The sequence below is a fragment of the Fretibacterium fastidiosum genome (assembly GCF_964642095.1).
GTDB classification, from domain to species: Bacteria; Synergistota; Synergistia; order Synergistales; family Aminobacteriaceae; genus Fretibacterium; species Fretibacterium fastidiosum.
The window spans coordinates 1,736,960-1,761,312 of sequence record NZ_OZ209244.1; the positions used below are offsets into that span (position 1 = coordinate 1,736,960).

The following is a 24,353-nucleotide window of genomic DNA, read 5'->3' on the forward strand; positions in this document are numbered from 1 at the left end:
GTCCGAATTCCTCCGCGACGGCGGATTTCGTGGGCTTTGCGCCATTGACGCCTTTTGCACCAGGGAGGGCTGCTTGAGATTGAGTGATACGACCGCATCCATGAAAGAAAGCAAGGACATTTCCATCATCATTCCCGTCTATAACGAGGAGGACAGCCTGCCCCGGCTCTTCGATCGGCTCTTTCCGGTCCTGGAGGGCATGGGGCGGACCTATGAGGCCGTCTTCGTGAACGACGGCAGCGGCGACGCCTCCCTTCCGCTCCTGCTGAGGGAGTGGAAACGGCGGCCGGAGGAGGTTCGCGTCATCGACTTCAACGGCAACTTCGGCCAGCACATGGCCATCATGGCGGGGTTTAACGCCGCGTCGGGGAAGAACGTCATCACGATGGACGCGGACCTGCAGAACCCCCCGGAGGAGATTCCCCGCATCGTGGCCTGCCTCGAGGAGGGGCACGACGTGGTGGGGACGGTCCGTCGGCACCGTCGGGACACGCTGTTCCGCCGCACGGCCTCGCGCGTCGTGAACTGGCTGACCAATCGGATCACGGGCCTGTCGCTGCACGACTACGGCTGTATGCTGCGGGGCTATCGGCGTGATATCATAGACATCATCAACGAGTCGGCGGAGACGACGACGTTCATCCCCGCCCTCGCGCAGAAGTTTGCGGTCAACCCCGTGGAGATCGAGGTGGCGCACAGCGAGCGGGAGAGCGGGGCCTCCAAGTACAGCCTGTTTCGCCTCATCCGCCTGAACTTCGACCTGATGACCAGCTTCTCCCTCGTCCCGCTGCAGGCCGTCACGATGATGGGGCTGGCCGTCTCCGTGTTGAGCCTCTGCTTCGCCGTGTTCATGCTGATCCGGCGCCTGTGGGTCGGCCCGGAGGCCGAGGGCGTCTTCACGCTCCTGGCCCTGAACTTCCTGCTGATGGGGGTGACGATCTCCTGCGTCGGCATCACCGGGGAGTACATCGGCCGCCTCTATCAGGAGGTGCGCCGCCGGCCGCGCTACATCGTGCGCCGCTTCTACGGCCTGGACGGAGAGGCCCCGGAGGCGGGGGAGGGGCGGTGAGCGAGGTGAGCGAAAAGAGGCCCTGCCGCGCCGTGGTGTTCGCCTACAGCTCCGTCGGCTGCGAGTGCCTGAAGGTCCTGCTGGAACAGGGGGTGGACGTCCGCCTCCTCTACACGCACCGGGACGACCCCGGCGAGGTCCGATGGTTCGATTCCGTGGGCGACCTGGCCAGGGCCCGCGGCCTTTCCGTGCTGACGCCGGACGCGCTCTCGGGGGAGGTGGAGCGGGTGCGGGCGGCTGCACCGGACGTGATCTTCTCCTTCTACTACCGGTCGCTGATCCCCATGAGCGTCCTGAGCCTCGCGCCGTTGGGGGCCTTCAACCTGCACGGCTCCCTCCTGCCCCGCTACCGGGGCAGGGCCTGCGTCAACTGGGCCGTGCTGAACGGAGAGCCGGAGACGGGGGTGACGCTGCACCGCATGACCGCGCGGGCGGACCGAGGCAACGTCGTGGACCGGATTGCCGTCCCCATTGGGCCGGACGAGACGGCCATCGAGGTCTTTCAAAAGCTGGTCCCCGCGGCGGGCGCCGCCCTGCGGCGCAGCCTGGGGGCAATCCTGGCCGGAGAGGCCGGGGGGACGCCCCAGGACGAGAGCCGCGCCACGACCTTCGGGCGGCGGCGTCCGGCGGACGGGCTGATGGACTGGACGCAGGACGCGCAAGCGCTGCACAACCTCGTCCGCGCCGTGGCCTGGCCCTTCCCTGGGGCGTTCACCTTCCTGGGAGGGCGGAAGCTCATGGTGTGGCGCACGCGCCCGTCGGAGGGGACGTCCGCGGCCTCTCCGGGCACGGTGCTGCGCTCGCGGCCACCCCTGGTCGCGGCAGGGCGGGGCGCCCTGGAGCTCCTGCAGGCCCAGTGGGCCGACGAATGGGGCGAGAGAAAAAAGGACGGGCTTGAGGGGGACGACGCCTGCCCGCACCTTGAGAGAGGCATCCTTTTGGGGGGAACGCTGAAGTGACGGTAGAGAACTGCACCCTGGCGATAAAGATAGACATCGACACGCTGAAGGGATATCGGGAGGGGCTGCCGAGGCTCCTCGACATACTGAAGGCGCACGGCGTCCGTGCGTCCATCTTCTTCTCCATGGGGCCCGACGAGTCGGGGAAGGCGCTGCGACGCATCTTCCGAAGGGGGTTCCTCGCCAAGATGCTGCGCACCCGCGCGCCCTCCACCTACGGGCTCAGGACCCTGTTCTACGGAACGCTGCTGCCGGCGCCGATGATCGTGTCCTCCGAGCCCTCCCTGCTGTGCCGCGCCCTGGACGAGGGGCACGAGTGCGGCATCCACGCCTGGAACCACGTCCTGTGGCAGGACCGTCTGCCCCGCATGACCCCCGACGTCATCCGCCACGAGCTTGGGATGGCGGTGGAGCTCTTCCAGAGGGTTTCGGGCGCGCGCCCCTCCTGCTGCGCCGCGCCCGGCTGGCAGGCCACGCCGGACAGTCTGGCGGTCCAGGACGAGCTGGGCTTCGCCTACTGCAGCGACACCCGCGGCAGCGCTCCGTTTTTGCCCCGGATGGGGGGACGGACGTTCCAAACGCCCCAGGTGCCCTCGACCCTCCCCACGCTGGACGAGGTGCTGGGGCGCGACGGGGTGTCCGCCGAGAACGCCGCGGACCATTACCTCGACCTCCTGGAGCCGGGGCTGAACGTTCTCACGATCCACACGGAGATGGAGGGCGGCGCGATGAGCGGCGCCTTCAGCGCCTTCATGGACGCCTGCAGCGAGGGGGCCCTGACCTTCATGACGCTGGGCGAGGCCCTGGCCGCCTCCCGGCCCCTCCCGGAGGCGGACGTCGAGATGCGCCCCATTCCCGGCCGCGCCGGGACCGTGGCGACTCAGGTCGTCTGAGCCGCTGTCTCGAGGCCCGCGGCCCCGCCGCGGGCCTCGAGGATAATGGACTTTTAGCGCGCCGCGTGATACCATAACGACGTTTATTATCGGAAATCACAGAACTTCTCGAATTGTGTGTTTTAACGAAAACAGGTTTTAATTACACGTTGCTTTAGCGTTTTATCCTAAAACACCCTGGGGGGTATCCAAATGCGGAGGTATATCTTTCAACGAGTTTGGGCCAGCTTCCTGACGCTATTCGTCGTCGTGACCCTGACCTTCTTCATGATGCGCGCCATTCCGGGCGGGCCGTTCACGGACGAGAAGGCGATCCCGCCCTTCATCCTGGAGAAGATCATGGCCCGCTACCACCTGAACGACCCATTGTACGTGCAGTACGGGCACTATCTGTGGGACGTTCTGCACTTCGACCTGGGCCCCTCCTACCGGTACGAGGGCATGACGGTGAACCAGCTCATCGCCTCCGGCTTCCCCGCCTCGCTGATGGTGGGGAGCATCGCCATCCTGCTGTCCCTCGTCGTCGGCATTCCCGCCGGCATCGTCTCTGCCCTGCGGCGGGGGCGCTGGCAGGACCGCACGGCGATGGTGCTGGCCACGCTGGGCATCACCATACCCAACTTCGTCATCGCGACGATCCTCGTCTACTTCTTCGCCTACCGCTGGGGCTGGGTGACGGTGGGCTTCTGGGAGGGGCTGCCCACGGCCCTGTTGCCCGCCATCACGCTGGCGGGGTACCCGACGGCCTTCATCTCGCGCCTGACTCGCAGCAGCATGTTGGAGGTCCTCCAGCAGGACTACATCCGAACGGCCTACTCCAAAGGCCTTCGGGAGCGGGCCGTGGTCTACATCCACGCGCTGCGCAACGCCATCATCCCCGTGGTCACCTACCTGGGGCCCCTCATCGCTGGCATCCTGACGGGCAGCTTCGTCGTGGAGCAGGTCTTCGGCGTGCCGGGGCTGGGCACCTTCTTCGTCACGAGCATCTCCAACCGCGACTACACCACCATCATGGGCGTCACGATCTTCTACAGCGCGCTTCTGGTCTCGCTGAACCTCGTGGTGGACATCTGCCTCGGGTTCATCGACCCGCGGATCAAGCTGAATTGACGGAGGGGACGGATATGAGCAGCATGGAACGAGCGGTTCCCGATATCAGCGATCCCCGGCTGTTCGAGCCGGTGTCGCCGGAGGAGAGGACGCGCGCGGAGTTCGTCCGCCCCTCCCTGAGCTACTGGCAGGACGCCTGGCGGCGCCTCTGCCGGGACAGGGTGGCGATCCTGGGGCTGGTGGTCATCCTCATCATCCTGGCGATGGCCGTCGTCGGCCCGTGGCTTTCGCCCTACACCTACGACGGGCAGGACTTCATGGTGTCGAACGAGCCCCCCAGCCTGAAGTTCTGGTTCGGGACGGACATGTTCGGACGGGACATCTTCGTCCGGGTGCTCTTCGGCGCGCGGATTTCGCTGGCCGTCGGCTTCGTGGCGAGCTTCATCAACCTGTTCATCGGCGTCATCTACGGCGGCATCGCCGGCTTTGTGGGCGGACGGACGGACAACGTCATGATGCGCATCGTGGACGTCATCTACAGCGTCCCGACGATGATCTACGTCATCCTCCTCATGGTGGTGGTGGGGCCGGGGCTGAAGAGCATCTTCATCACCCTCGGCATCTCCTACTGGGCCTCCATGGCGCGGATCGTGCGGGCCGAGGTGATGCGGATCAAGAACGAGGAGTTCGTCCTCGCCGCGCGTGTGCTGGGGGCCTCCAGCACACGGATGCTCCTGCGCCACCTCATCCCCAACGCCATGGGCCCCATCCTGGTGACGCTGACCTTCTCCATCCCACGCGCCATCTTCACCGAGGCGTTCCTGAGCTTCGTGGGGCTGGGGGTCAGCGCGCCCATGGCGAGCTGGGGCGTGCTGAGCAACGACGCGATCGGCTCCCTTGCCATCTACCCGTGGCAGCTCTTTTTTCCGGCCGCGGCGATCTCCGTCACCATCCTGGCCTTCAACTTCCTTGGTGACGGCCTCCGCGACGCGCTGGACCCGCGCCTGAGAAAGTAGGGGAGGGAGAACGATGAACGATCGCATGAACGCCATGAACTCATCGGACTTCCTGCTGCGCGTGTCGGACCTTCGCACGTCCTTCTTCACGCCGGCGGGAGAGGTCAAGGCCGTGGGCGGGGTATCCTTCAACGTGAAGCGCGGCGAGGTGCTGGGCATCGTGGGCGAGAGCGGAAGCGGCAAGAGCGTCACCATGCTCTCCGTGCTGGGGCTTTTGGGGACGTCGGGCCGCGTCGTGGGGGGCAGCATCGACTTCGACGGCCAGGAGCTCACGAGGATGCGACTGCGGGACCTGGAGGAGCTTCGCGGGAAGCGGATATCCATGATCTTTCAGGACCCCATGACGAGCCTCAACCCGGTGCTGACCGTCCGCTGGCAGATGGAGGAGTCCCTGAGGCGCCACAGGATCCCCTGCGACCGGCACGACCGGGCGGTGGACATGCTGAAGCGGGTGGGCATCGTCCCCGCGGAGCGGCGCCTGACCCAGTACCCCTTCCAGTTCAGCGGCGGGCAGCGGCAGCGCATCATGATTGCCATGGCCATGATCTGCAACCCGGACCTCCTGATCGCGGACGAGCCGACCACCGCCCTGGACGTGACGGTGCAGGCCCAGATACTGGAGCTGATGAAGGAGCTTCAGGGGCAGTTTGGGACCTCCATCATCCTGATCACCCACGACCTGGGCGTCATCGCCGGCATGGCGGACCGCGTGCTGGTGATGTACGGCGGGAGGATCATGGAGCGGGGGACGCGGCGGGAGATCTTCTACGAGCCGGCCCACCCCTACACCCGCGGCCTGCTGCGCTCCGTCCCCAACCCCGAAGAGCTGGTGAGGCAGCGGCTCATCCCCATCGAGGGGCAGCCGCCGGACCTGCTGAACCCGCCTGCGGGCTGTCCCTATGCGCCGCGCTGCCCTGAGGCCATGCGCGTGTGCATGGAGTACTCGCCTGATCGGACGGAGCTCACGGGATCGCACAACGCGGCCTGCTGGCTCTTGAACCGTCCGGCGGGGTCGGCCGCCGACAGGAAGGAGGGAGCGCGATGACGATGGAGGGGAAGGGCGTCCCGATGCTGGAGGTCGTCGGCCTCAAGAAGTACTTCGAGGTCGCCGCCGGCACGGTGCGCTCGGTGGACGGCGTCACCTTTGACATCCGGCCCGGCGAGACGCTGGGGCTGGTGGGGGAGTCCGGGTGCGGCAAGACGACGACGGGGCGGACGATCGTGCGCCTCTACGACCCGACGGGGGGGACGGTGCGCTTCATGGGGCAGGACATCACCCGCCTGTCCCAGGGGGCGATGCTGCCGTGGCGCAAGCGGATGCAGATGATCTTTCAGGACCCCTACGCCTCGTTGAACCCCCGCATGACGGTGGGGGACATCGTGATGGAGCCCATGGCCATCCACGGCATCCCGAAGGACGAGCGGGGCGACCGGATGCGACGCCTGATGAAGCTGGTGGGGCTGAACGGCGAACACGCCAACCGCTATCCGCACGAGTTCAGCGGCGGGCAGCGGCAGAGGATCGGCATCGCCCGCGCCCTGGCCGTGGAGCCGGAGTTCATCGTCTGCGACGAGCCCATCTCGGCGCTGGACGTCTCCATTCAGGCGCAGATCGTCAACACACTGGAGGACCTGCAGACCGAGCTGGGGCTGACGTACCTCTTCATCGCCCACGACCTCTCCATGGTGAAGCACATCAGCAGCCGCATCGCCGTGATGTACCTGGGCGACATCGTGGAGCTGGCGGAGAGCAACGAGCTCTACACCAACCCGCTTCACCCCTACACCCGGTCCCTTCTGTCGGCCATCCCCATCCCGGACCCGGACCGGTCGGACGCCCGGCGGCGCATCATGCTGGAGGGCGAGATTCCAAGCCCCCTGAACCCGCCCGCCGGGTGCAAGTTCCACACCCGATGCCCCAACGCGAAGCCGGAGTGCGCCGAGGCCGATACGGTGCTGCGGGAGCTCCGTCCGGGGCACCTGTGCGGCTGCCCGATGATGTAGGCCGTCCGACGTCGGACGAGTGGGGAAGCGATACATTTTATGAAGGATCAAGAGAAGAGGATCTTCGACTGGCTCTCGGCCCATAAAGAGGACATCGTCGCCGACCTGCTGGCGCTGGTCCGCTCGGAGTCCCCTACGGGGGACAAGGCCGCCGTGGACGCCTGTGGAAGGGTTCTGGCCTCGCTCTATCGGGACCGCCTTGGCGCCGTGTCCCGGACGGTCCCGCAGACGGAGGCGGGAGACCACCTGGTGACGGAGGTCGGGGAGGGGGAGCGCACCCTCCTGATCGTCGGGCACATCGACACGGTGCATTCCGTGGGGTCCGTGCCCGTCCGTCGGGAGGGGGACGTGCTCTACGGCCCCGGGGTCATCGACATGAAGGGCGGCGACATCGCCGTCGTCTGGGCCCTGAAGGCGCTGAAGGACCTGGGCCTCCCCCTCGGCAAGAGGGTCCGCATCGTCAACAACTCCGACGAGGAGACGGGCTCCGAGAGCTCACGGGGCCTGCTGCTTGACAGCGCGCGGGGGGCCTGCGCCTGTATCGTCCCGGAGCCGGCCACCTGCCCCGACGGGAAGGTCAAGCCCAGCCGCAAGGGCGGTGGGGAGATCGTCGTCCGATGCCGCGGCAAAGCGGCCCATGCCGGCAACAACCCCCAGGAGGGTGTCGACGCCAACGTGGAGTTGGCGCATCAGATCATCTACCTCAAGGGGCTGTCGGACTACGAGGGGAAGGGCAGCACCTACAGCCCCGGCGTCATATCGGGCGGCAAGGCCGTCAACGTCGTCAGCGACTACGCGGAGGCGACCGTGGACTGGCGCATGTGCGTCCCGGAGGAGATCCCCCGCACGAGGAGCCTCCTCGCGGAGCGGAAGGCTGTCCTGCCCGGCGCACAGGTAGAGTTCGAGGTCAGGGTAGGGCACCCGCCGCTGGCGGAGAACGCACGGAACCTCGCCCTGCTGGAGCTCTTGAAGCAGTGCGGGGCGGACCTTGACATGAGGATCGAGGCGGCTCCCATGGTGGGCGGCTGCTCGGACGGCAACGACATCTCGGACGCCGGGGTCCCCACCATCGACGGCATGGGCATGGTGGGAAACTTCATCCACAACCCGCAGGAGCAGCTCTTTCTGGAGCACCTGGTGCCCCGCGTCGCCCTCCTGGCCTCTCTGATCCTGAGGGTGTGAACCGTGAGCGCCCTGTCCGAATCGGACGGGCGGTCGTGAACGGAGGCGATCGATAAATCTGCGCGTATCGGGTCGCGCGAGAGCGCGAGGTTTGGGCAAGGCCCGTTTTTTCAATATTCTTAAGGAGGTCGTGTGTTGATGAAGGGAAAGAAGTGGTTTCTTGCGCTGGCGGCCGTGCTGTGCCTGATGGGGACGGCGTGGGCCGGGGAGAAGGAGATCGTCTACAACCTGAGCATCGAGCCCCGGACGATCGACCCCGTGCTGAACAACGCGGTGGACGGCTCGAACGTGATCTTCAACCTTTTTGAGGGGCTGGTGCGTATCGGCTTCGACGACGCACCGGAGGCGGGGTGTGCCGAGAAGTGGGAGGTCTCCGAGGACGGGATGTCCTGGACGTTCCACCTGCGGAAGGGCCTGAAGTGGTCCGACGGCAAGCCCATGACGGCGGAGGACTTCCGCTATGGCTTCCTGCGGGCGATTACCCCGGAGAACGCATCGCCCTACGCCCACTTAGGCTTCTTCATCAAGAACGGAGAGGCGTTCTTCAACGGCAAGGCGAAGGCCGAGGAGGTGGGACTGGTCGCGGTGGACGACGTCACGTTCCGCATCGACCTGGAGTACCAGACGCCCCTGATGTTGGACTACCTGTCCTACCACATCTTCTATCCGGCGCGGGCCGACGTGATCGAGGCGGACCCCCGCGGCTGGACGTCCAAGCCCGAGACGGCCCTGGGCAACGGACCCTTCATGCTGGCCGACTGGCAGCACAACAGCGAGATGACTCTGGTGAAGAACCCCCACTACTGGGACGCGGACAACGTGAAGGTGGACAAGCTCCGTTTGGTGATGATCACGGACTCCAACACGGCCCTCGCGGCCTTCAAGGGGGGAAAGGTGGACCTGATCGATAGCATCCCGCCGCAGATGACGCCGCAGCTCATCAAGAGCGGCGAGGCGAAGGTGGCCCCGACGCTGGGCACCTCCTTCTCCGTCTTCAACGTCACGCGGGCCCCGTTCGACAACCCGCTGGTCCGTCGCGCCTTCACGCTGGCGGTGGACCGCACGGTCATGGCGGAGAAGGTGGCCATGGGCGGCCAGAAGCCTGCCGTGGCCTTCATCCCCTACGGCATCCCCGGCGTGGAGCCGGAAAAGGACTTCCGGGCGGAGGGCGGAGCCTTCCTGCCCGATCGAGCCGACGTGGAGCAGGCGAAGAAGCTCCTGGCCGAGGCGGGCTATCCGGACGGCAAGGGCTTCCCCAAAGTTGTCTACAAGTACAACCTGAACCCTATCAACAAGGCCATCGCGGAAGCGCTTCAGGCCATGTGGAAGCAGAACCTGGGCGTCGAGGTGGAGCTCTCCAACGAGGAGTGGAAGGTCTTCATCAACACCCGCATGAAGCATGACTTCGACATCGCGCGCCACGCCTACCTGGTGGACTTCTTCGACGCGGGCAGCCTCCTGGAGCTGTGGCAGGCGGGCGTTCCCGAGAACGTCGCCGGCTACGCCAACGACGAGTACGATGCCCTGATCAAGGACTCCCTCAAGCAGATGGACCGCGCGAAGCGCGTCGAGGCCATGCACAAGGCCGAGCAGATCCTGATGCAGGACCTGCCGGTGCTGCCGCTCTACTTCTACTCGACGCCCTACATGCAGAGCGCTCGGGTAAAGGGGATCTACATGTCGCCGCGCAAATGGGTGTTCTTCCGCGGCGCTGAGGTCGTGGAGCCGTAGCGATAGGACGAGAGCCGAGGCCTGCGCTCGACCCTCGCTGGGGGGTCAGGGTCGCCTGGCCCCCGTCTGTCATCCAAATTGTTTTTCGAAGGAGGTTGTGTGTTGATGAAGGGAAAGAAGTGGCTTCTTGCGCTGGTGGCCGTACTGTGCCTGATGGGGACGGCGTGGGCCGGGGAGAGGGAGATCGTCTACAACCTGGGTATCGAGCCGCGGACGATCGACCCCGTGCTGAACAGCGCAGTGGATGGCTCCACGGTGCTCTATAACATCAGCGAAGGTCTGGTGCGCATCGGCCTTGACGACGCGCCGGAGCCGGGGTGCGCCGAGAGCTGGGAGGTCTCAGAGGACGGCCTGTCCTGGACGTTCCACCTGCGGGAGGGCCTGAAGTGGTCTGACGGCAAGCCGCTGACGGCGGAGGACTTCCGTTGCGGCTTCCAGCGCGTGTTCAACCCGGAGAACGCCTGCCCCTTCGCCTACGTCGGCTACTTCATCAAGAACGGCGAGGAGTGCTTCAAGGGCACGGCGAAGCTGGAGGAGCTGGGCGTGACGGCGGTTGACGAGAGGACGCTGCGCCTGGACCTGAAGCACCCCAGCCCCCTGATGCTGGACTACCTGTCCTACCACATCTTCTTCCCCGCGCGGGCTGACGTGGTGGAGCAGGACCCCCGTGGCTGGTCCGCGTCGGGCTCCTTCCCCTGCAACGGGCCCTTCATGATCACGGAATGGAAGCACAACAGCGAGCTCACGGTGGTGAAGAACCCCCACTACTGGGATGCCGACAAGGTGAAGCTGGACAAGGTCCGCATGGTCATGATCAACGACGTCAACACGGCCCTGGCGGCCTTCAAGGGGGGGAAGGTGGACTACAACACCCTTGTCCCTGCTCCAATGCTCCCGCAGCTCCTGGAGAGCGGCGAGGCCAAGGCGCGAAACACGCTGGGCACGTACTTTTACGTTTTCAACACGGCCCGCAGGCCCTTTGACGACGCGCGCGTGCGCAGGGCGTTTGCTCTGGCCGTCGACCGCACGGCCATCGTCGAGAAGGTGACGAGGGGTGGACAGAAGCCGGCCAACGGCTTTATTCCCTACGGCATCCCGGGCGTGGACCCCAATGACCCGGCGGCGGACTTCCGCGCTGAGGACAAGGCAGAGTACCTCCCCCCGCGCGCCGACGTGGAGCAGGCGAAGAAGCTCCTGGCCGAGGCGGGCTATCCGGACGGAAAGGACTTCCCCAAGGTGCAGTGCAAGTACAACAGCAACCTCGGGAACAAAGCCATCGCGGAAGCGCTTCAGGCCATGTGGAGGCAGAACCTGGGCGTTGAGGTGGAACTCTATAACGAGGAGTGGAAGGTGTTCATCAACACCCGTAATAAGAAGGACTTCGACATCGCGCGCCACGGCTACCTGGTGGACTTCTTCGACGCGGGCAGCCTCCTGGAGATGTGGCAGACGGGCGTTTGGGAGAATTCTGCCAGCTTCAGCGACGCGGAGTATGACGCCCTGATCCGGGATTCCCTTGAGCAGATGGACCGCGCGAAGCGCATTGAGGACATGCACAAGGCCGAGCAGATCCTGATGCGCGAGATGCCGGTCTGCCCGCTTTACTTCTACACGACGCCCTCCATGCAGAGCGCCCGGGTGAAGGGAATCTATCACTCTCCGCGCAACTGGGTGTTCTTCCGCGGCGCTGAGGTCGTGGAGCCGTAGCGCGAGGACGAGAGCGGAGGACTGGCGCTAAAAAACTGAAGGGGGTCGGACAGAGTCGACCCCCTTCAGTTTTTTTAGCCGGACTGCAGCGTGACGGTGCGGCTGGACGCCCAATAGGCTGATGTTCGCCCCGTGCCCCGGATTTACTTCCTGTTGGACGGGTCCGATTCTCCCCCGGCCCTTCGGGTTGCCTTTCGCCGCTCCAGTTCGTCCAGGATGGCCTTGCGCAGGCGGATGGACTGCGGCGTGACCTCGACGAGCTCGTCCACCTCGATCCACTCCATGGCCTTCTCCAGCGACATGCGGCGCGGGACGTCGAGCTTTGTGGTCAGCTCCTTGGTGGCGGAACGGTGGTTCGTCTGCTGCTTCCTCTTGGTGGGGTTGCAGGGCATGTCCCCCGGCCGGCTGTTCTCTCCCACGATCATGCCGTTGTAAACGGGTTCCAGGGGGGAGATGAAGAGCGTCCCCCGCTCCTGCAGGTTCTCCAGTTGGTAGGCCGTGGCCTCTCCGGTGTCCAGGCTCACCAGGGAGCCGCGGCTCCGCGTGACGAGGTCCCCCGCCCAGGGCGCGTAGCCCGAGAAGCAGCTCGACATGATGCCCAGGCCGCGGGTGTCGGTCAGGAACTCCCCCCGGTAGCCGATGAGGCCCCGCGTCGGGATCTCGATCTCGATGCGCAGCAGGCCGCGGTCCTGATTGACGACGTTCTTCACCTTGCCCTTGCGCTGGGACATCTTCTCGAAGACGATGCCCTGGTACTCGTCCGGGACGTCGACGGTCACCAGCTCGTAGGGTTCCATCTTCACGCCGTCCCGCGTTTCCATGATGACCTCCGGCTTCGAGACGCAGAACTCCATCCCCTCACGCCGCATCTCCTCGATGAGGATGCTCAGCTGCAACTCGCCGCGCCCCGATACTTTGACGCCGTCCGGACGGCCCAGGTCCTCCATGCGCAGGGAGACGTTGACGTGCATCTCCCGCTGGAGGCGGGCCTTGAGCTGCCGAAGCGTTACGGCCTGTCCCTCCCGTCCCGCGAAGGGGCCTGTGTTGACCAGGAAGAACATGGATACCGTTGGCTCTTCGATGGACAGGGGCTTCAGGGGACGGTCCGCGATGGCCTCTGCGGCGAAGGTGTCGCCGATGTCGATCTCCGTCGGTCCGGTGAGCCACACGATGTCGCCGGCCCCCACCTCGTCCACCTCGACGCGCTCCAGTCCGCGGGTCACCCACAGCTGCACCACCCGGGCGTTCTCCTGCCCTGTGGTCGTCCAGTCCGTGCCCGTGTGGTCCGTGGTGTTCCACTTCGTGGAGACCCGCACGAAGGGGTCCCCTTTGCGGATATGTCCCTGCAGGATCTTACCGCAGCCGATGCGGCCCACGTACTCGTTCCACGCCAGCGTGCTGACCTGCATGAGGAAGGGCTTGTCCGGGTCCACGTTGGGGGCCGGCACGTAGTCGATGATGGCCTGGAAAAGGTCGTCCATGTTGTCGCGCCGCGGGTCGCTCAGGTCCTTCACGGCCCAGCCGGCGAGCCCCGAACCGTAGAGGACGGGGAAGTCCGCCTGTTCGTCCGTTGCGCCCAGCTCAAAGAAGAGGTCGAAGGTCTTGTTGAGGGCACCGTTCGGGTCCGCGCCCTCGCGGTCCACCTTGTTGATGAACACCAGGGGCTTCATGCCAATGGAGAGCGCGTGCTGCAGCACGTAGCGCGTCTGGGGCATGGGGCCCTCGTTGGCGTCCACGATCAGGATGACGGAGTCCACGGTGGAGAGGATGCGCTCCACCTCTCCCGAGAAGTCCGCGTGCCCCGGCGTGTCGATGATGTTGATGAGGTACCCGCCCCATTCGACGGTGCAGGGCTTGGAGCGGATGGTGATGCCGCGCTCGCGCTCGATGGCGCCCGAGTCCATCACGCGCTCCGCAACCTGCGTGTGGGCGCTGAAGGTCTGAGCCGCCCTGAAGATGGAGTCGATCAAGGTCGTCTTGCCATGGTCAATGTGGGCTACGATAGCCAGGTTTCTGATCTTTTCTGCCTGCATAGGTCCTTGCCTTCCCAAAATGAAAATAGGTTCCCCCTGCGGGGAACGTTTCCCCTTTTCGTTCCTCAAAAAAACGCACTGCATTGTACCGCAAAAGGCGCCCCGCCGCCAAGCGCTTTTTGTCAGTTTGTCCGAACCCGCAGGATGCGGCGGCCTTTGGGGTGCTGCGCGGCCATTCAGGACGGGGTCATGGGCTTTGAGGGCGCGCGGAGGGGAGGCCGCTCTGCTGTTTTTGCGGTGCCGGCGCAGAAGGCCAAAAAGCAAAGTAAAAGAGGAGCCGGCCGGCTCCTCTTTTACTCAATTTCACCGAACGGCATGGCCTTCGCCCGAAGGTCCGTGCTACATGGACGCCTGCGAGATCATCCAGATCGCCTTGCTGTAGCTCTCGATGAAGTCGTCCATCTTGGTGGAAACGAGGTGGTTGTCGGAAGCGTCCGCGTCCTTCTTGATGGCCTTGACGCTCTCCAGGAGGTGCTTGAAGTCGCCGAGGATGGACGCATAAACCGCCTTCACGTCGCCGACAAAGCCCTCGGAGGCGTCCTTGACCTTCGCGTGCCTGGCGAAGGCCGCCATGGTCGACACCGGACGGTACCCGACCATGAGCATGGTCTCGGCGACCTCGTCGATCTGCGGCCGGATGTCGTCGTAGTACTCCTCGAGCTTGGCGTGGGTCTGGAAGAAGGTGGGGCCGCTGATGTACCAATGGTAGCTCTGCAGCTTGTGATAGAAAAACACGAGGTCCGAGAGTAGCGCGTTCATTTTGGCTTCCATAATGTTAATCTCCTTAAGTTTTTTTGGCCGATGGCCGAAATTTTTTAACCGATCTCGTCCAGAAGCTGCTGGACGCCCTTCTTGCCGAACGTCACCCTGTCGTCGTCGATCACGAGGCAGGGGACGCTCATCACGTTGTAGCGCTCCTTCAGCGCTCCGAAGTGGTTGATGTCGTACACGTCCGCCGTCACCGAGGGGTTCAGCGCCGCGATCTGCTGCGCGGCCGCCACCAGCTCCGGACACATCGTGCAGGAGAGGGAGACCAGGACCTTCATGCCGACCTTCCGGTCGATGGCCCGGATGCGCGCCCGCGTGGTGTCGTCCAGGGACTGTCCCGGCCCCGCGGCGTTGTAGAGCCCCAGCATGAAGGAGGTGAACTCGTGCCCGCCCGGGACGCCGTGGAAGGCCAACCCCGTATCCGTGCCGTCCGCCTTCAGGACCCGGACGCAGGGCAGCTCGGCTTCGGGGAGCCCCGTGCCCGTCCTCACGGTGAGCTTGTCCGTCATTCCCGCCAGCTCCGTCATGTAGCCTTGCAGCTCGCGCGAGACGGGGCGGTCGTCGAGGAAGAGCTCCAGGATCAGGTTCTGTTCCATCCGGGCGAAGACGGCCTCCATCTGCTGACGCATGTCCTCGGAGAACAGGCCGCCCTCCGCGGGGGCTTCGCGCTTCGCCTCCCGTGTCGGCGCAGCGGCGGTGCGAACCGGCTTTTTGGGGTGGATGCCCGTCTTGGCCTGCATGGCGGCGGCGTACCGCTCCAGCTCCGTCGCGGCTGTGGCCCCGTCGCCCACGGCGGTCACAACCTGACGCAGGTTCTTCACGCAGACGTCCCCTGCAGCGTAAACCCCGTCCAGGCTGGTCTTCTGGCTGCGGTCGGTGACGACGTAGCCTTGGGGGTTGAGCTCCACCTTGCCCTTGACGAGGTCCGTGGCCGGGACGTACCCGGCGAACACGAAGACGCCGAAGGTGTCGCCATCCTCCGCGGAGAAGACCGTCTCCGTGCCAGTCTTGGAGTTTTTGTAGCGGATTCGGCGGAGGGCGGTATCGCCCGAAACCTCCACCACCTGCGTGTTGGTCAGCACCGTGACCTTGGGGTGCTCCAGCGCCCCACGCGCCGTGGCCTCGGCGCAGGTGAAGGCGTCCTCACGCACGAGCACCGTCACGTGGCGGGCGTAGCGGGTCAGGAAGACGCTCTCCTCCGCCGCGGCGAACCCGCCCCCGATGACGAAGACCTCCTTGCCCGTGAAGAACTCGCCGTCGCACGTGGCGCAGTAGGCCACGCCGCGGCCGCGGAACTCCGTCTCGCCGGGGAAGCCCAGCACGCGGGGGTGCGCGCCGGTGGCGATCAGCACCCCGAAGCAGGAGAAGACGCCCCGGTCCGTGTGGACCTTCTTGACGTCCCCGTCCAGCTCCAGGTTCGTGACGTCCGCCATCAGGAACTCCGCCCCGAAGCTCTCCGCCTGGGCGCGCATGGTATCGGTCAGGGCCCTGCCGTCCGTCCGCCCCGCTCCGGGGTAGTTGACGACCTCGGAGGTGATGGTGATCTGGCCTCCGAAGGTCTCCTTCTCGACGACCAGCACCCGGTAGCAGGCGCGGGCGAGGTAGAGGCCCGCCGTTAAACCGGCAGGGCCTCCTCCCACCACGACGACGTCGTAAAAGTTCCGGTCGTCCATTAGAGCTTGCCGACGAGGTCCAGGCTGGGCTTCAGGGTCTCCGCACCGGGCTGCCACTTGGCGGGGCAGACCTGGTCGCCGTGCTCGGCCACGAACTGGCTGGCCTGAAGGCGGCGGAACAGCTCGTCGGCGTTGCGGCCCACGTTACCGGCGTTGACCTCGTACACCACGATCCTGCCCTGCGGGTTGACGATGAAGCTGCCGCGCTCCGCCAGCCCCGCGTCCTCGATCAGCACCTCGAAGTCCCTGCTCAGCGCGTGCGTGGGGTCCGCCAGCATCGGGTAGGTGATCTTCCCGATGCGCTCGGACTCGTCGTGCCACGCCTTGTGGACGAAGTGGGTGTCCGTGGAGACCGAGTAGATCTCGCAACCCGCCTTTTGGAAGTCGGCGTACTTGTTCTGCAAGTCCTCGAGCTCCGTGGGGCAGACGAAGGTGAAGTCCGCGGGGTAGAAGAAGAAGACGCTCCACTTGCCCAGGATGTCCGCCTTCGTCACGGTCTTGAACTCGCCCTTGTGGTACGCCTGAACCTTGAAATCGCTCACTTCTTTGTTGATCATCGACATGAAAAAATCCTCCTTAAAATTGAAATTGAATTTTGTTCTGGCCGGCTGCCCGGCTCTCCCTCTATTAAGAGGCGGAACCCGCTCCGCGCTCCCTCCCGGTCGAATCGCTCCTTTCCTCACGCTCCGCGGAAGCTTCCTTCTCGCGGCACTTCTTGCAGATCCAGGAGATCTTCAGTTCGTAGAAGTCGACCTCAAGCCCGGTCTCCGCCCTCAGGCGGTCCGTCAGGTCCCCGATGAAGACGTCCGTCAGCTCTCCACAGCGCCGACAGATCATGTGGTCGTGCCGGATGGTCCTGTCGTAGCGGTCCGGCTGTCCCTCCAGCCTCAGCCTCCGAATCGCCCCCTGAGCGCAGAGGGCGTTCAGGTTGTTGTAGACCGTCGCCATGACGATGGCGGGGTGCCGCCGCTTCATCTCCCAGAAGATCTGTTCGGCCGTAAGGTGCCCACCCGGCCTGCTGACGATGTCCAGGATCCCGCTGGCATACTTTGTCATGCCTCACCTCCTTCCTGGAATTAGTTTAAATCTAATTTAATCGATGCTCCTCGTTTTGTCAAGCCCCATTCTGCAAAAAATTTGCAAGTTTGGACGAAAGCGGCGATGCGCCGGACGGCAGGGGCGATTGCCATGCACCTTGCCTGATGTGATGGCTACACGCCTTCGCTGCGGCCCGCAGAAGCCGCCTCATCATGTCGCGTCGTATCAGTCACATATTAATGAAGCATGTTTAATGAAGTACGAATGGAAGTACGAATGATTTTGAATGGAATTACGGGTTGAGAAAGGGCGGGATACGTCGTCCGCCTCTGGCGGCCGGCGCCGGGGTCGCGTAAAATAGCCGCCGGTCTGTCGAATTTGCCGAGTTTCGGGAGGAATCTTAAAAGAGATGCTCGTACATTGGAAGAAACTGGTCCTTCTCGCGGCGCTGTGCGGCGCCCTCTGCTGCGCAGCCCTGGCCTTTGCCGCGCCGCTTCGGGACGCCTTTGGCGGCTTCGTCACCTGGCTGGTGGAGACGATCGGGCGCCTGGGCTACGCGGGGATAGCGGCCCTGATGTTCCTGGAATCCTCGTTCTTCCCCTTCCCCAGCGAGGTGGTGATGCCCCCCGCGGGGTATTTGGCGTGGCGTGGCGAGATGTCCCTCTGGGGAGCCATCGCCGCCGGCATCGTGGGCAGCGTCCTCGGCGCGCTCTTCAACTATTGGGTGGCGGTCCGCCTGGGGCGCCCGCTGCTCCTGAAGTACGGCAGGTACTTCCTGGTGTCGGAGGAGTCCGTGTCGAAGGCGGAGGGGTTCTTCATCCGGCACGGGCACGTCAGCACCCTCGTCGGCCGGCTGGTGCCCGTCATCCGCCAGTACATCTCGCTTCCTGCCGGCATCGCCCGAATGCCGCTCGGAACCTTCACGGCCTTCACGGCGCTGGGCGCCGGGGGGTGGGTCGTGGCCCTGACGCTCGTGGGCTACCTTCTGGGGGGGCACCAGGAGGGGCTGGGGCGCTACCTGCACGTCATCAGCCTGGGCTGCGTCGGCGTGGCGCTCCTCATCGCCGCGGGCTACGCCGCGTGGCTGTGCCTCAGGCGTCGGGCGTCGAAGGCCGCGGGCCCTGGAGGATTGGGAGGTAAATAACCACCCTGGCCCCGCGCTTTTGGTCCTTTCGGCTGGTGATCGCCAAGGAGCCCCCGTGCAGCGAGATCACCCGCCGCGTGAAGGCCAGGCCCAGCCCCGTGGAGCCCCAGCCGGACTGTCCCGCCGCCTGAGTTCCGCTGTAGCCGGGGCCGTTGTCGATGATCTCGAACTCCGCCATGCGTCCGTGGATGTCCAGCCGCACCTGCAGCAGGATGCCGTGGGCGCCCACCAGCGCGTTGCCGCGCCAGGCGTTGTCCAGGATGTTGAAGATGGCCCGGATGAGGCGCAGCTTGTTCGCCATGATGTGCGCTCCCTCGACCTCCGGGGCGGCGTGCATCGAAACCTCGTCCTTCCACGGGAAGGCGCTGCTGTGGCGCTCGATCGTGCGGAAGAGCTCGCTTAGGGCAAGGTCGTGCTTCTCGTCCCCCGACAGGAGCTCCTGGGTCATGGTTCCCATGTAGTCCGCGGCCTTCAGGAGGAGCGCCGTTCTCTCGGAGGGCTCCTTTTTGTCCATCATCCTTGCCGTGCCCTTGATGACGGCGATGACGTTCTTCATGTCGTGCACGAGGTTGTTGACGTCCAGCATGTTGATCCCGCTGACGCTCGTCTCGCCGCGCTTCAGCTCCGCGCCGATCCAGGAGTTCTTCAGGACGCTCAGGCGGATGGAGTACTTGACCAGCAGCCAGGACGAGGACATGGCGCCGGCCAGGAAGCAGAAGAAGAGCGTAAAGCCCGTCATGCTGACGAAGGCGGCGTCGGCCTCCGGCAGGGCGGACTGGGGGAAGGGCACCCCCGTGATCATCTCCAGGCTGTGGGAGGCGAAGAGCCAGAGGATGAGGGCCAGGCTGCGGTCCAGCACGTTTTCCACGCGCAGGGTGAGGGCGTGGAACAGGCACAGCAGGAGGAAGGCCAGGACGGGGCTCATGGAAAAGGAGAGCGTCAGGTTCGGGGAGAGGTGCGGCAGGAGCCACGCGGTTGCCATGAAGGCTACAGGAGGGACCACGATGTTGACCGCGTCCGCAAAATGCGCCGTGCGGTGCGAGAGCCTTCGGGCGACGGCCTGCCAGGCGACGACGATCAGCATGTTCTGCAGCCCGTGGATCAAAACCCTGGAGAGGGCGAAGGAGAGCGTCGTGACGTTGCCCTGCCTGTCGAGGAGATGTCCGTGAAGCCTCAACAGGAGGGCGTTGCCGTAGTAGACGACGAGGAACGCCGCCAGGAATACGGCGGCCAAAGAACAGAGCCGGGATATGATCTGAAGCGTGGCCCCGCGCTGCGGCGGAGCCTGAAGCCCGTTTTCCTCGAATGGCGTCGGCATGGTATGGCCTCCTCTGGTCTGCGCCGGGTGAATTGGCGGACGTCCCCGTGGGGCGTCCGGGACTTTGTTGTCGTTATTATAATAAACGATAATGGACGCTCAAGACAACGCTTGAGAAATTTTTTTGAAAAGGAGCGGCGCGAGGACACGTCATCGCGAGGAAATCATGAAGAACCCTGAGAGCCCTGCGGATAATTTGTTGACGGCGGAGGATGACGCCCTCTCCCTGAGCTGCGATGCCTGGAGGAGGGTGATGGAGGGGCTGGGCGAGCCGCGCTTCCGGGCGGATCAAATCTGCCAGTGGATCTACGGTCACAAGGTCTTTGACTACCACGAGATGAGCAGCCTCTCGAAGTCCCTGCGGGAGCGGCTGTGTGGGACGGTCCTGATGACCCTGCCCATCCTGATTCAGGACCGGCGATCGAGGGACGGCACGCGGAAGTACCTGTGGCAGATGGCGGACGGTTCGCGCGTCGAGTCCGTGCTGCTGGACCACGGAGGGCACAGGACGGCCTGCATCTCAAGCCAGGTCGGCTGCCCCCTCGCCTGCACCTTCTGCGCGACGGGGACCCTGGGCTTCGCGAGGAACCTGACGCCCGGAGAGATCGTCGGGCAGTTTCTTATGATGGAACGGCGCGTCCTGGACGCGGGGTTGGGGCCGGGGATCAACAACGTCGTCTTCATGGGGATGGGGGAGCCCCTGCTGAACGAGCGGAACGTCTTTGAGAGCATCCGCGCCCTCAACCACCCGAAGATGAGGAACCTGGGGGCCCGGCACATCACGATCTCCACCTCCGGCATCGTGCCCGGCATCGAGGACCTGGCGGACTTCGAGATTCCGCTGAGGCTCTCGATCTCCCTGCACGCGCCGAACGACGAGCTGCGGTCCCGGCTCATGCCCATCAACCGAAAGTACCCCCTGAGCCGCCTGGTGGAGGCGCTGCGCCTCTACCGCCGCCGTACGGGGGAGCGCATCACGATCGAGTACGCGATGATCGACGGGGTCAACGACGCCCCTCAGATGGCCTACGAGATGGCGGCGCTGTTGGACGGCCTGGACCCTTACGTCAACCTGATCCCCTACAACCCTATCCCCATGCGGCCGGACCTTCGCCGCTCTCCGGAAGGGCGCGTCAAGGCGTTCTGTGCCGCGCTGTCCGAGCTGCACATCGAGTTCGAGGTCCGGAAGGAGCGCGGCGCGGACATCATGGCCGCCTGCGGGCAGCTTGCGGCCGTCAAGGCTCAGGGACCTGTCCGCTGACCGCCGTCCCGCGCCGCGGGGCCGCGGATGGCCAGGAAAGGAGGGGAAGGGCGCCAGCCGCGGCGCGAAATTTTTGTCGGAGTTTCCACTGGGGGCCGACATTTAGCTTGACATCCAAGACTTTATTTTGCTATGATACCTCTCACGTCTTGTGCGCGGGAGGTATTGTCATGCCCTTAAACGAATTGGCCGCGGGCACGAGGGTCGTGGGGGAGAAAGAGGTCCTGCGCGCCCTTGGGCGGGACGGGCTGCGAAAGCTTTTCGTGGCGAAGGACGTTGAGTCGGAGAGGCTGCGTCCGCTTCTGGAGGGGGCGCGTGCGCTGGGCGTGGAGGTCGAATGGGCCGATTCCCGCCTCGTTCTGGGGCGCGCGTGCGCAATCGACAGGTCGGCATCGGCAGCAGGGCTGCTGAAGCCTTGATCTCATAGATGTCGCTGGGTTTTTGAAGACGTTTCATTTTTTGAGGAGGAGATTCTGTGCCAACGATCAACCAGCTCGTCCGCCTCGGGCGCGACGAAAAGAGGACCAAGAGCAATTCTCCTGCGCTGCAGGCCAACCCCGCGCGCAGGGGGGTGTGTACCCGCGTGTACACGATCACCCCGAAGAAACCCAACTCGGCTTTGCGCAAGGTGGCGCGCGTGCGCCTTACCAACGGCATTGAGGTGACGTCCTACATTCCGGGCATCGGCCACAACCTGCAGGAGCACTCCGTCGTGCTGGTGCGGGGCGGTCGCGTGAAGGACCTTCCCGGCGTCAGGTATCACATCATCCGCGGCACGCTGGACTGCGGCGGCGTGGAGAACAGGAAGCGCAGCCGCTCCAAGTACGGCGCGCGCAGGCCGAAGGCCAACTAGGGGGAGAGATCGCCATGCCTCGTAAGGGTCATGTAAAAAAGCGCGAGTCAGTGCCGGATATCCGGTTCGGGAGCGAGGCCGCATCCCGCTTCATCAGCAGCCTGATGCTGGGGGGCAAGCGCAGCATCGCGGAGAGGATCTTCTACGGCGCGCTGGACAGCGCAGCGGAGAAGCTTGGCGTTGAGCCCTTCGACGTCTTCGACAAGGCGATGGGCAACGTCGCCCCTCAGATCGAAGTGCGGCCCCGCCGGGTGGGCGGCGCCACGTACCAGGTCCCCGTCGAGGTGACGCCGGAGCGCGGCGTGCAGCTCTCGATCCGCTGGATCGTCTCCTTCGCCCGTTCCAAGAAGGGAATGCCCATGCAGGATCGCCTGATGCACGAGCTGATGGACGCCTACAAGAACGAGGGCAGCTCCATCAAGAAGCGCGAGGACACCCACAGGATGGCGGAGGCGAACAAGGCTTTCGCGCATTACCGCTGGTAGTGAAGATTTTTTTGTGATTGATTGGGTAGGTGCGTTTTTTGGATATTCACAAGCTCAGGAACATAGGAATAGCGGCCCACATCGACGCGGGCAAGACGACGACGAGTGAGCGTATCCTCTACTACACCGGCAGCAGCTACAAGGTCGGCGAGGTGCACGAGGGGACGGCCACGATGGACTGGATGGAGCAGGAGCGGGAGCGGGGGATCACGATCACCTCGGCGGCCACGACCTGCAGCTGGAAGGGCTATACGATCAACCTTATTGATACGCCCGGACACGTGGATTTTACGGTCGAGGTGGAGCGCTCCATGCGCGTGCTCGATGGAGCGGTCGCCGTCTTCTGCGCCGTGGGTGGCGTAGAGCCTCAGTCCGAGACGGTGTGGCGTCAGGCGGATAAGTACCACGTGCCCCGCGTCGCCTTCGTGAACAAGATGGACCGCATCGGTGCGGACTTCAACGCCGTGGTGGCCGCCATCCATGAACGCCTTGGCGCCTGCGCCATCCCCCTGCAGCTCCCGATCGGCGCGGAGGACGACTTCGCCGGGGTGGTGGACCTGATCGATCAGAAGGCGCTCCTCTTCAGCGGCGTCCTGGGGCAGGAGCCCAGGGAGGCCCCGATTCCGGCGGAGCTGGCCATGGCGGCCAAGCAGGGGCGCGACGCCATCGTGGAGGCCCTCTCCGACTTCAGCGACGACATCATGACGCTCTACCTGGAGGGGCAGGAGGTCGGCTCCGAGCTGATCCGAAAGGTCCTCCGGGAGGCCACCATCGGCCTCAAGGCCGTTCCGGTGCTCTGCGGCTCCGCCTTCAAGAACAAGTGCGTGGAGCCCCTCCTGGACGCGGTGGTGGCGTACCTGCCGAGCCCCCTCGACCTGCCCCCGGTCACCGGCACCTCGCCGACGGACCCGGAGAAGGTGCTGGAGCGCCACTCCGACAACGGCGAGCCCTTCACGGCGCTGGCCTTCAAGGTAGCGGTGGACCCCTTCCTGGGCAAGCTCTTCTTCCTGCGGGTGTACTCCGGAAAGCTGGAGAAGGGGAGCACCGTGTACAATTCCACGTCGGGACAGCGGGAGCGCATCGGCCGCATCATGCGGATGCACTCCAACAAGCGCGAGGACATCGACGCGATGGAGGCGGGCATGATCGTGGCCGTCCCCAGCCTGAAGCTCACCAAGACGGGCGACACCCTCTGCGATGAGGCCCACCCCATCGTCCTGGAGAGCCTGGTGTTCCCGGAGCCGGTCATCTCGCTGGCCGTCGAGCCGGCGACGCAGGGCGACAAGATCAAGCTGAGCAAGGGCCTGATCGCTCTGGCCGACGAGGACCCCACGTTCCGCGTCCGGACGGACGAGGAGAGTGGTCAGACGGTCATCTCCGGAATGGGGGAGCTCCACCTGGAGATCATCGTCGATCGCCTGAAGAGGGAGTTCGGCGTGGACGTCAAGGTCGGCAACCCCCAGGTCGCCTACCGGGAGGCCATTCAGCGCGCGGCACGGGCGGAGGGCAAGTACATCCGGCAGTCCGGCGGCCGTGGCCAGTACGGACACGTGGTCTTCGAGATGGAGCCCCTGCCCGACGGCAAGGGCTACGAGTTCGAGGACCGCATCGTGGGTGGCGTGGTGCCGAAGGAGTACATCGCTGCCGTCGAGAAGGGCCTTGAGGAGGCCATTCAAAGCGGCGTGCTGGGCGGCTACCCCGTCGTCGGCGTCAAGATCGCCCTGGTGGACGGCAGCTACCACGAGGTGGACAGCTCCGAGATGGCCTTCAAGATCGCCGCGTCCATGGGCTTCAAGGAGGCCATGAGGAAGGCGGGGCCCATCCTCATGGAGCCCATCATGTCCGTCGAGGTCGTGACGCCTGAGGACTACGTCGGTGACGTCATCGGGGACATATCCTCCCGCCGCGGGCGTATCGAGGGTATGGACATGCGGGCGAACGCGCGTATAATAAGAGCTTATGTGCCTCTCGTGGGGATGTTCGGCTACGCGACGGACCTGAGGAGCAAGACGTCGGGCCGCGCGACCTACTCGATGCAGTTCGACCACTACGAGCAGACGCCGGCCGAGGTTGCGGAGAAGGTCCTTCAGGGCCGCAAGGCCGGCGAGTAACCTTGAGTAAGCAACGCATTGACAAAATAGATTCAGTATCTTAACCAGGAGGAATCGG

At 64.9% G+C, this 24,353-nt stretch carries 22 protein-coding genes; 16 read left to right on the forward strand and 6 right to left on the reverse strand.

The annotated features are described in order from the left end of the window. The first annotated feature begins 100 nt into the window (after positions 1-100). From ACK28C_RS07695 to ACK28C_RS07740, 10 genes are all read left to right on the forward strand, one after another. Positions 101-1,069: a glycosyltransferase gene (locus ACK28C_RS07695; RefSeq protein WP_208872845.1), complete on the forward strand. Its 969-nt coding sequence runs from the start codon at positions 101-103 to the stop codon at positions 1,067-1,069. Positions 1,070-1,074: 5 nt separating this feature from the next. After that, positions 1,075-2,028 carry a formyltransferase gene (locus ACK28C_RS07700; protein WP_409152021.1) on the forward strand — a complete coding sequence of 318 codons (954 nt, stop codon included), beginning with the start codon at positions 1,075-1,077 and terminating at the stop codon, positions 2,026-2,028. Further along, positions 2,025-2,921, forward strand: a complete 897-nt coding sequence (locus tag ACK28C_RS07705) for a polysaccharide deacetylase family protein (protein WP_243440581.1) — start codon at positions 2,025-2,027, stop codon at positions 2,919-2,921. Before ACK28C_RS07700 ends, ACK28C_RS07705 begins: the two co-directional genes overlap by 4 nt. A gap of 192 nt (positions 2,922-3,113) precedes the next feature. After that, positions 3,114-4,031: an ABC transporter permease gene (locus ACK28C_RS07710; RefSeq protein ID WP_015556331.1), complete on the forward strand. Its 918-nt coding sequence runs from the start codon at positions 3,114-3,116 to the stop codon at positions 4,029-4,031. Positions 4,032-4,054: 23 nt separating this feature from the next. After that, entirely contained in the window at positions 4,055-4,987 is a 933-nt protein-coding gene (locus ACK28C_RS07715) for an ABC transporter permease (protein WP_409152022.1), read from the forward strand. A 13-nt stretch (positions 4,988-5,000) separates the two neighbouring features. Beyond that, positions 5,001-6,032: an ABC transporter ATP-binding protein gene (locus ACK28C_RS07720; RefSeq protein WP_015556329.1), complete on the forward strand. Its 1,032-nt coding sequence runs from the start codon at positions 5,001-5,003 to the stop codon at positions 6,030-6,032. A 2-nt stretch (positions 6,033-6,034) separates the two neighbouring features. Further along, a complete protein-coding gene (locus ACK28C_RS07725) occupies positions 6,035-6,991 on the forward strand; it encodes an ABC transporter ATP-binding protein (RefSeq protein WP_409152650.1) in 957 nt (318 codons plus the stop codon). A gap of 39 nt (positions 6,992-7,030) precedes the next feature. Next, on the forward strand, positions 7,031-8,173 hold the full coding sequence (locus tag ACK28C_RS07730; protein ID WP_015556328.1) for a M20/M25/M40 family metallo-hydrolase: 1,143 nt from the start codon (positions 7,031-7,033) through the stop codon (positions 8,171-8,173). 138 nt (positions 8,174-8,311) lie between these two features. Continuing rightward, positions 8,312-9,904, forward strand: coding sequence for a peptide ABC transporter substrate-binding protein (locus ACK28C_RS07735; RefSeq protein ID WP_015556327.1), 1,593 nt, complete (start codon positions 8,312-8,314; stop codon positions 9,902-9,904). Between the two features lie 105 nt (positions 9,905-10,009). Next, the gene (locus ACK28C_RS07740; protein WP_015556326.1) at positions 10,010-11,611 is read left to right on the forward strand and encodes a peptide ABC transporter substrate-binding protein; all 1,602 of its coding nucleotides are present in this window, start codon (positions 10,010-10,012) and stop codon (positions 11,609-11,611) included. A gap of 143 nt (positions 11,612-11,754) precedes the next feature. Here ACK28C_RS07740 and typA read toward each other — a convergent pair whose 3' ends face one another. From typA to ACK28C_RS07765, 5 genes are all read right to left on the reverse strand, one after another. Beyond that, positions 11,755-13,644, reverse strand: a complete 1,890-nt coding sequence (gene typA / locus ACK28C_RS07745; protein WP_015556325.1) for a translational GTPase TypA — start codon at positions 13,642-13,644, stop codon at positions 11,755-11,757. 339 nt (positions 13,645-13,983) lie between these two features. Further along, the gene (locus tag ACK28C_RS07750; protein ID WP_015556324.1) at positions 13,984-14,415 is read right to left on the reverse strand and encodes a DNA starvation/stationary phase protection protein; all 432 of its coding nucleotides are present in this window, start codon (positions 14,413-14,415) and stop codon (positions 13,984-13,986) included. Between the two features lie 44 nt (positions 14,416-14,459). Further along, positions 14,460-16,085, reverse strand: a complete 1,626-nt coding sequence (locus ACK28C_RS07755; protein WP_015556323.1) for an FAD-dependent oxidoreductase — start codon at positions 16,083-16,085, stop codon at positions 14,460-14,462. Then, entirely contained in the window at positions 16,085-16,648 is a 564-nt protein-coding gene (ahpC, locus tag ACK28C_RS07760; protein WP_015556322.1) for an alkyl hydroperoxide reductase subunit C, read from the reverse strand. Before ahpC ends, ACK28C_RS07755 begins: the two co-directional genes overlap by 1 nt. Positions 16,649-16,712: 64 nt before the next feature. Then, entirely contained in the window at positions 16,713-17,141 is a 429-nt protein-coding gene (locus ACK28C_RS07765) for a transcriptional repressor (RefSeq protein ID WP_015556321.1), read from the reverse strand. 391 nt (positions 17,142-17,532) lie between these two features. On the opposite strand from ACK28C_RS07765, the gene ACK28C_RS07770 reads away from it, so the two are divergent. Continuing rightward, a complete protein-coding gene (locus ACK28C_RS07770) occupies positions 17,533-18,267 on the forward strand; it encodes a DedA family protein (protein WP_015556467.1) in 735 nt (244 codons plus the stop codon). On the opposite strand, the gene ACK28C_RS07775 is transcribed toward ACK28C_RS07770, so the two are convergent. Beyond that, positions 18,215-19,585: a HAMP domain-containing sensor histidine kinase gene (locus tag ACK28C_RS07775; protein ID WP_015556466.1), complete on the reverse strand. Its 1,371-nt coding sequence runs from the start codon at positions 19,583-19,585 to the stop codon at positions 18,215-18,217. The genes ACK28C_RS07770 and ACK28C_RS07775 overlap by 53 nt on opposite strands. Before the next feature lie 166 nt (positions 19,586-19,751). On the opposite strand from ACK28C_RS07775, the gene rlmN reads away from it, so the two are divergent. The 5 genes from rlmN (at position 19,752) to fusA (ending at position 24,295) form a co-directional block, all read left to right on the forward strand. After that, complete coding sequence (rlmN, locus tag ACK28C_RS07780) at positions 19,752-20,846, forward strand: 23S rRNA (adenine(2503)-C(2))-methyltransferase RlmN (RefSeq protein ID WP_409152023.1); 1,095 nt, start codon at positions 19,752-19,754, stop codon at positions 20,844-20,846. Between the two features lie 170 nt (positions 20,847-21,016). Then, on the forward strand, positions 21,017-21,265 hold the full coding sequence (locus ACK28C_RS07785) for a 50S ribosomal protein L7ae (protein WP_015556320.1): 249 nt from the start codon (positions 21,017-21,019) through the stop codon (positions 21,263-21,265). Between the two features lie 56 nt (positions 21,266-21,321). Next, positions 21,322-21,699, forward strand: coding sequence for a 30S ribosomal protein S12 (gene rpsL, locus ACK28C_RS07790; RefSeq protein WP_208872839.1), 378 nt, complete (start codon positions 21,322-21,324; stop codon positions 21,697-21,699). 14 nt (positions 21,700-21,713) lie between these two features. Continuing rightward, entirely contained in the window at positions 21,714-22,184 is a 471-nt protein-coding gene (rpsG, locus tag ACK28C_RS07795; RefSeq protein ID WP_208872836.1) for a 30S ribosomal protein S7, read from the forward strand. Positions 22,185-22,213: 29 nt separating this feature from the next. Beyond that, positions 22,214-24,295 (forward strand): elongation factor G, encoded by a 2,082-nt coding sequence (fusA, locus tag ACK28C_RS07800; protein ID WP_409152024.1) that lies wholly within the window; start codon positions 22,214-22,216, stop codon positions 24,293-24,295. Positions 24,296-24,353 lie beyond the last annotated feature (58 nt).

What these genes read in the sequence shown, in the direction of transcription:
- ACK28C_RS07695 (WP_208872845.1), top strand. Translation starts at nt 101, where the DNA reads ATGAAAGAAAGCAAGGACATTTCCATCATCATTCCCGTCTATAACGAG.
- ACK28C_RS07710 (WP_015556331.1), top strand. Translation starts at nt 3,114, where the DNA reads ATGCGGAGGTATATCTTTCAACGAGTTTGGGCCAGCTTCCTGACGCTA.
- ACK28C_RS07715 (WP_409152022.1), top strand. Translation starts at nt 4,055, where the DNA reads ATGGAACGAGCGGTTCCCGATATCAGCGATCCCCGGCTGTTCGAGCCG.
- ACK28C_RS07720 (WP_015556329.1), top strand. Translation starts at nt 5,001, where the DNA reads ATGAACGATCGCATGAACGCCATGAACTCATCGGACTTCCTGCTGCGC.
- ACK28C_RS07725 (WP_409152650.1), top strand. Translation starts at nt 6,035, where the DNA reads ATGGAGGGGAAGGGCGTCCCGATGCTGGAGGTCGTCGGCCTCAAGAAG.
- ACK28C_RS07730 (WP_015556328.1), top strand. Translation starts at nt 7,031, where the DNA reads ATGAAGGATCAAGAGAAGAGGATCTTCGACTGGCTCTCGGCCCATAAA.
- ACK28C_RS07735 (WP_015556327.1), top strand. Translation starts at nt 8,312, where the DNA reads ATGAAGGGAAAGAAGTGGTTTCTTGCGCTGGCGGCCGTGCTGTGCCTG.
- ACK28C_RS07740 (WP_015556326.1), top strand. Translation starts at nt 10,010, where the DNA reads ATGAAGGGAAAGAAGTGGCTTCTTGCGCTGGTGGCCGTACTGTGCCTG.
- typA (WP_015556325.1), bottom strand. Translation starts at nt 13,644, where the DNA reads ATGCAGGCAGAAAAGATCAGAAACCTGGCTATCGTAGCCCACATTGAC.
- ACK28C_RS07750 (WP_015556324.1), bottom strand. Translation starts at nt 14,415, where the DNA reads ATGGAAGCCAAAATGAACGCGCTACTCTCGGACCTCGTGTTTTTCTAT.
- ACK28C_RS07755 (WP_015556323.1), bottom strand. Translation starts at nt 16,085, where the DNA reads ATGGACGACCGGAACTTTTACGACGTCGTCGTGGTGGGAGGAGGCCCT.
- ahpC (WP_015556322.1), bottom strand. Translation starts at nt 16,648, where the DNA reads ATGTCGATGATCAACAAAGAAGTGAGCGATTTCAAGGTTCAGGCGTAC.
- ACK28C_RS07765 (WP_015556321.1), bottom strand. Translation starts at nt 17,141, where the DNA reads ATGACAAAGTATGCCAGCGGGATCCTGGACATCGTCAGCAGGCCGGGT.
- ACK28C_RS07770 (WP_015556467.1), top strand. Translation starts at nt 17,533, where the DNA reads ATGCTCGTACATTGGAAGAAACTGGTCCTTCTCGCGGCGCTGTGCGGC.
- ACK28C_RS07775 (WP_015556466.1), bottom strand. Translation starts at nt 19,585, where the DNA reads ATGCCGACGCCATTCGAGGAAAACGGGCTTCAGGCTCCGCCGCAGCGC.
- rlmN (WP_409152023.1), top strand. Translation starts at nt 19,752, where the DNA reads ATGAAGAACCCTGAGAGCCCTGCGGATAATTTGTTGACGGCGGAGGAT.
- ACK28C_RS07785 (WP_015556320.1), top strand. Translation starts at nt 21,017, where the DNA reads ATGCCCTTAAACGAATTGGCCGCGGGCACGAGGGTCGTGGGGGAGAAA.
- rpsG (WP_208872836.1), top strand. Translation starts at nt 21,714, where the DNA reads ATGCCTCGTAAGGGTCATGTAAAAAAGCGCGAGTCAGTGCCGGATATC.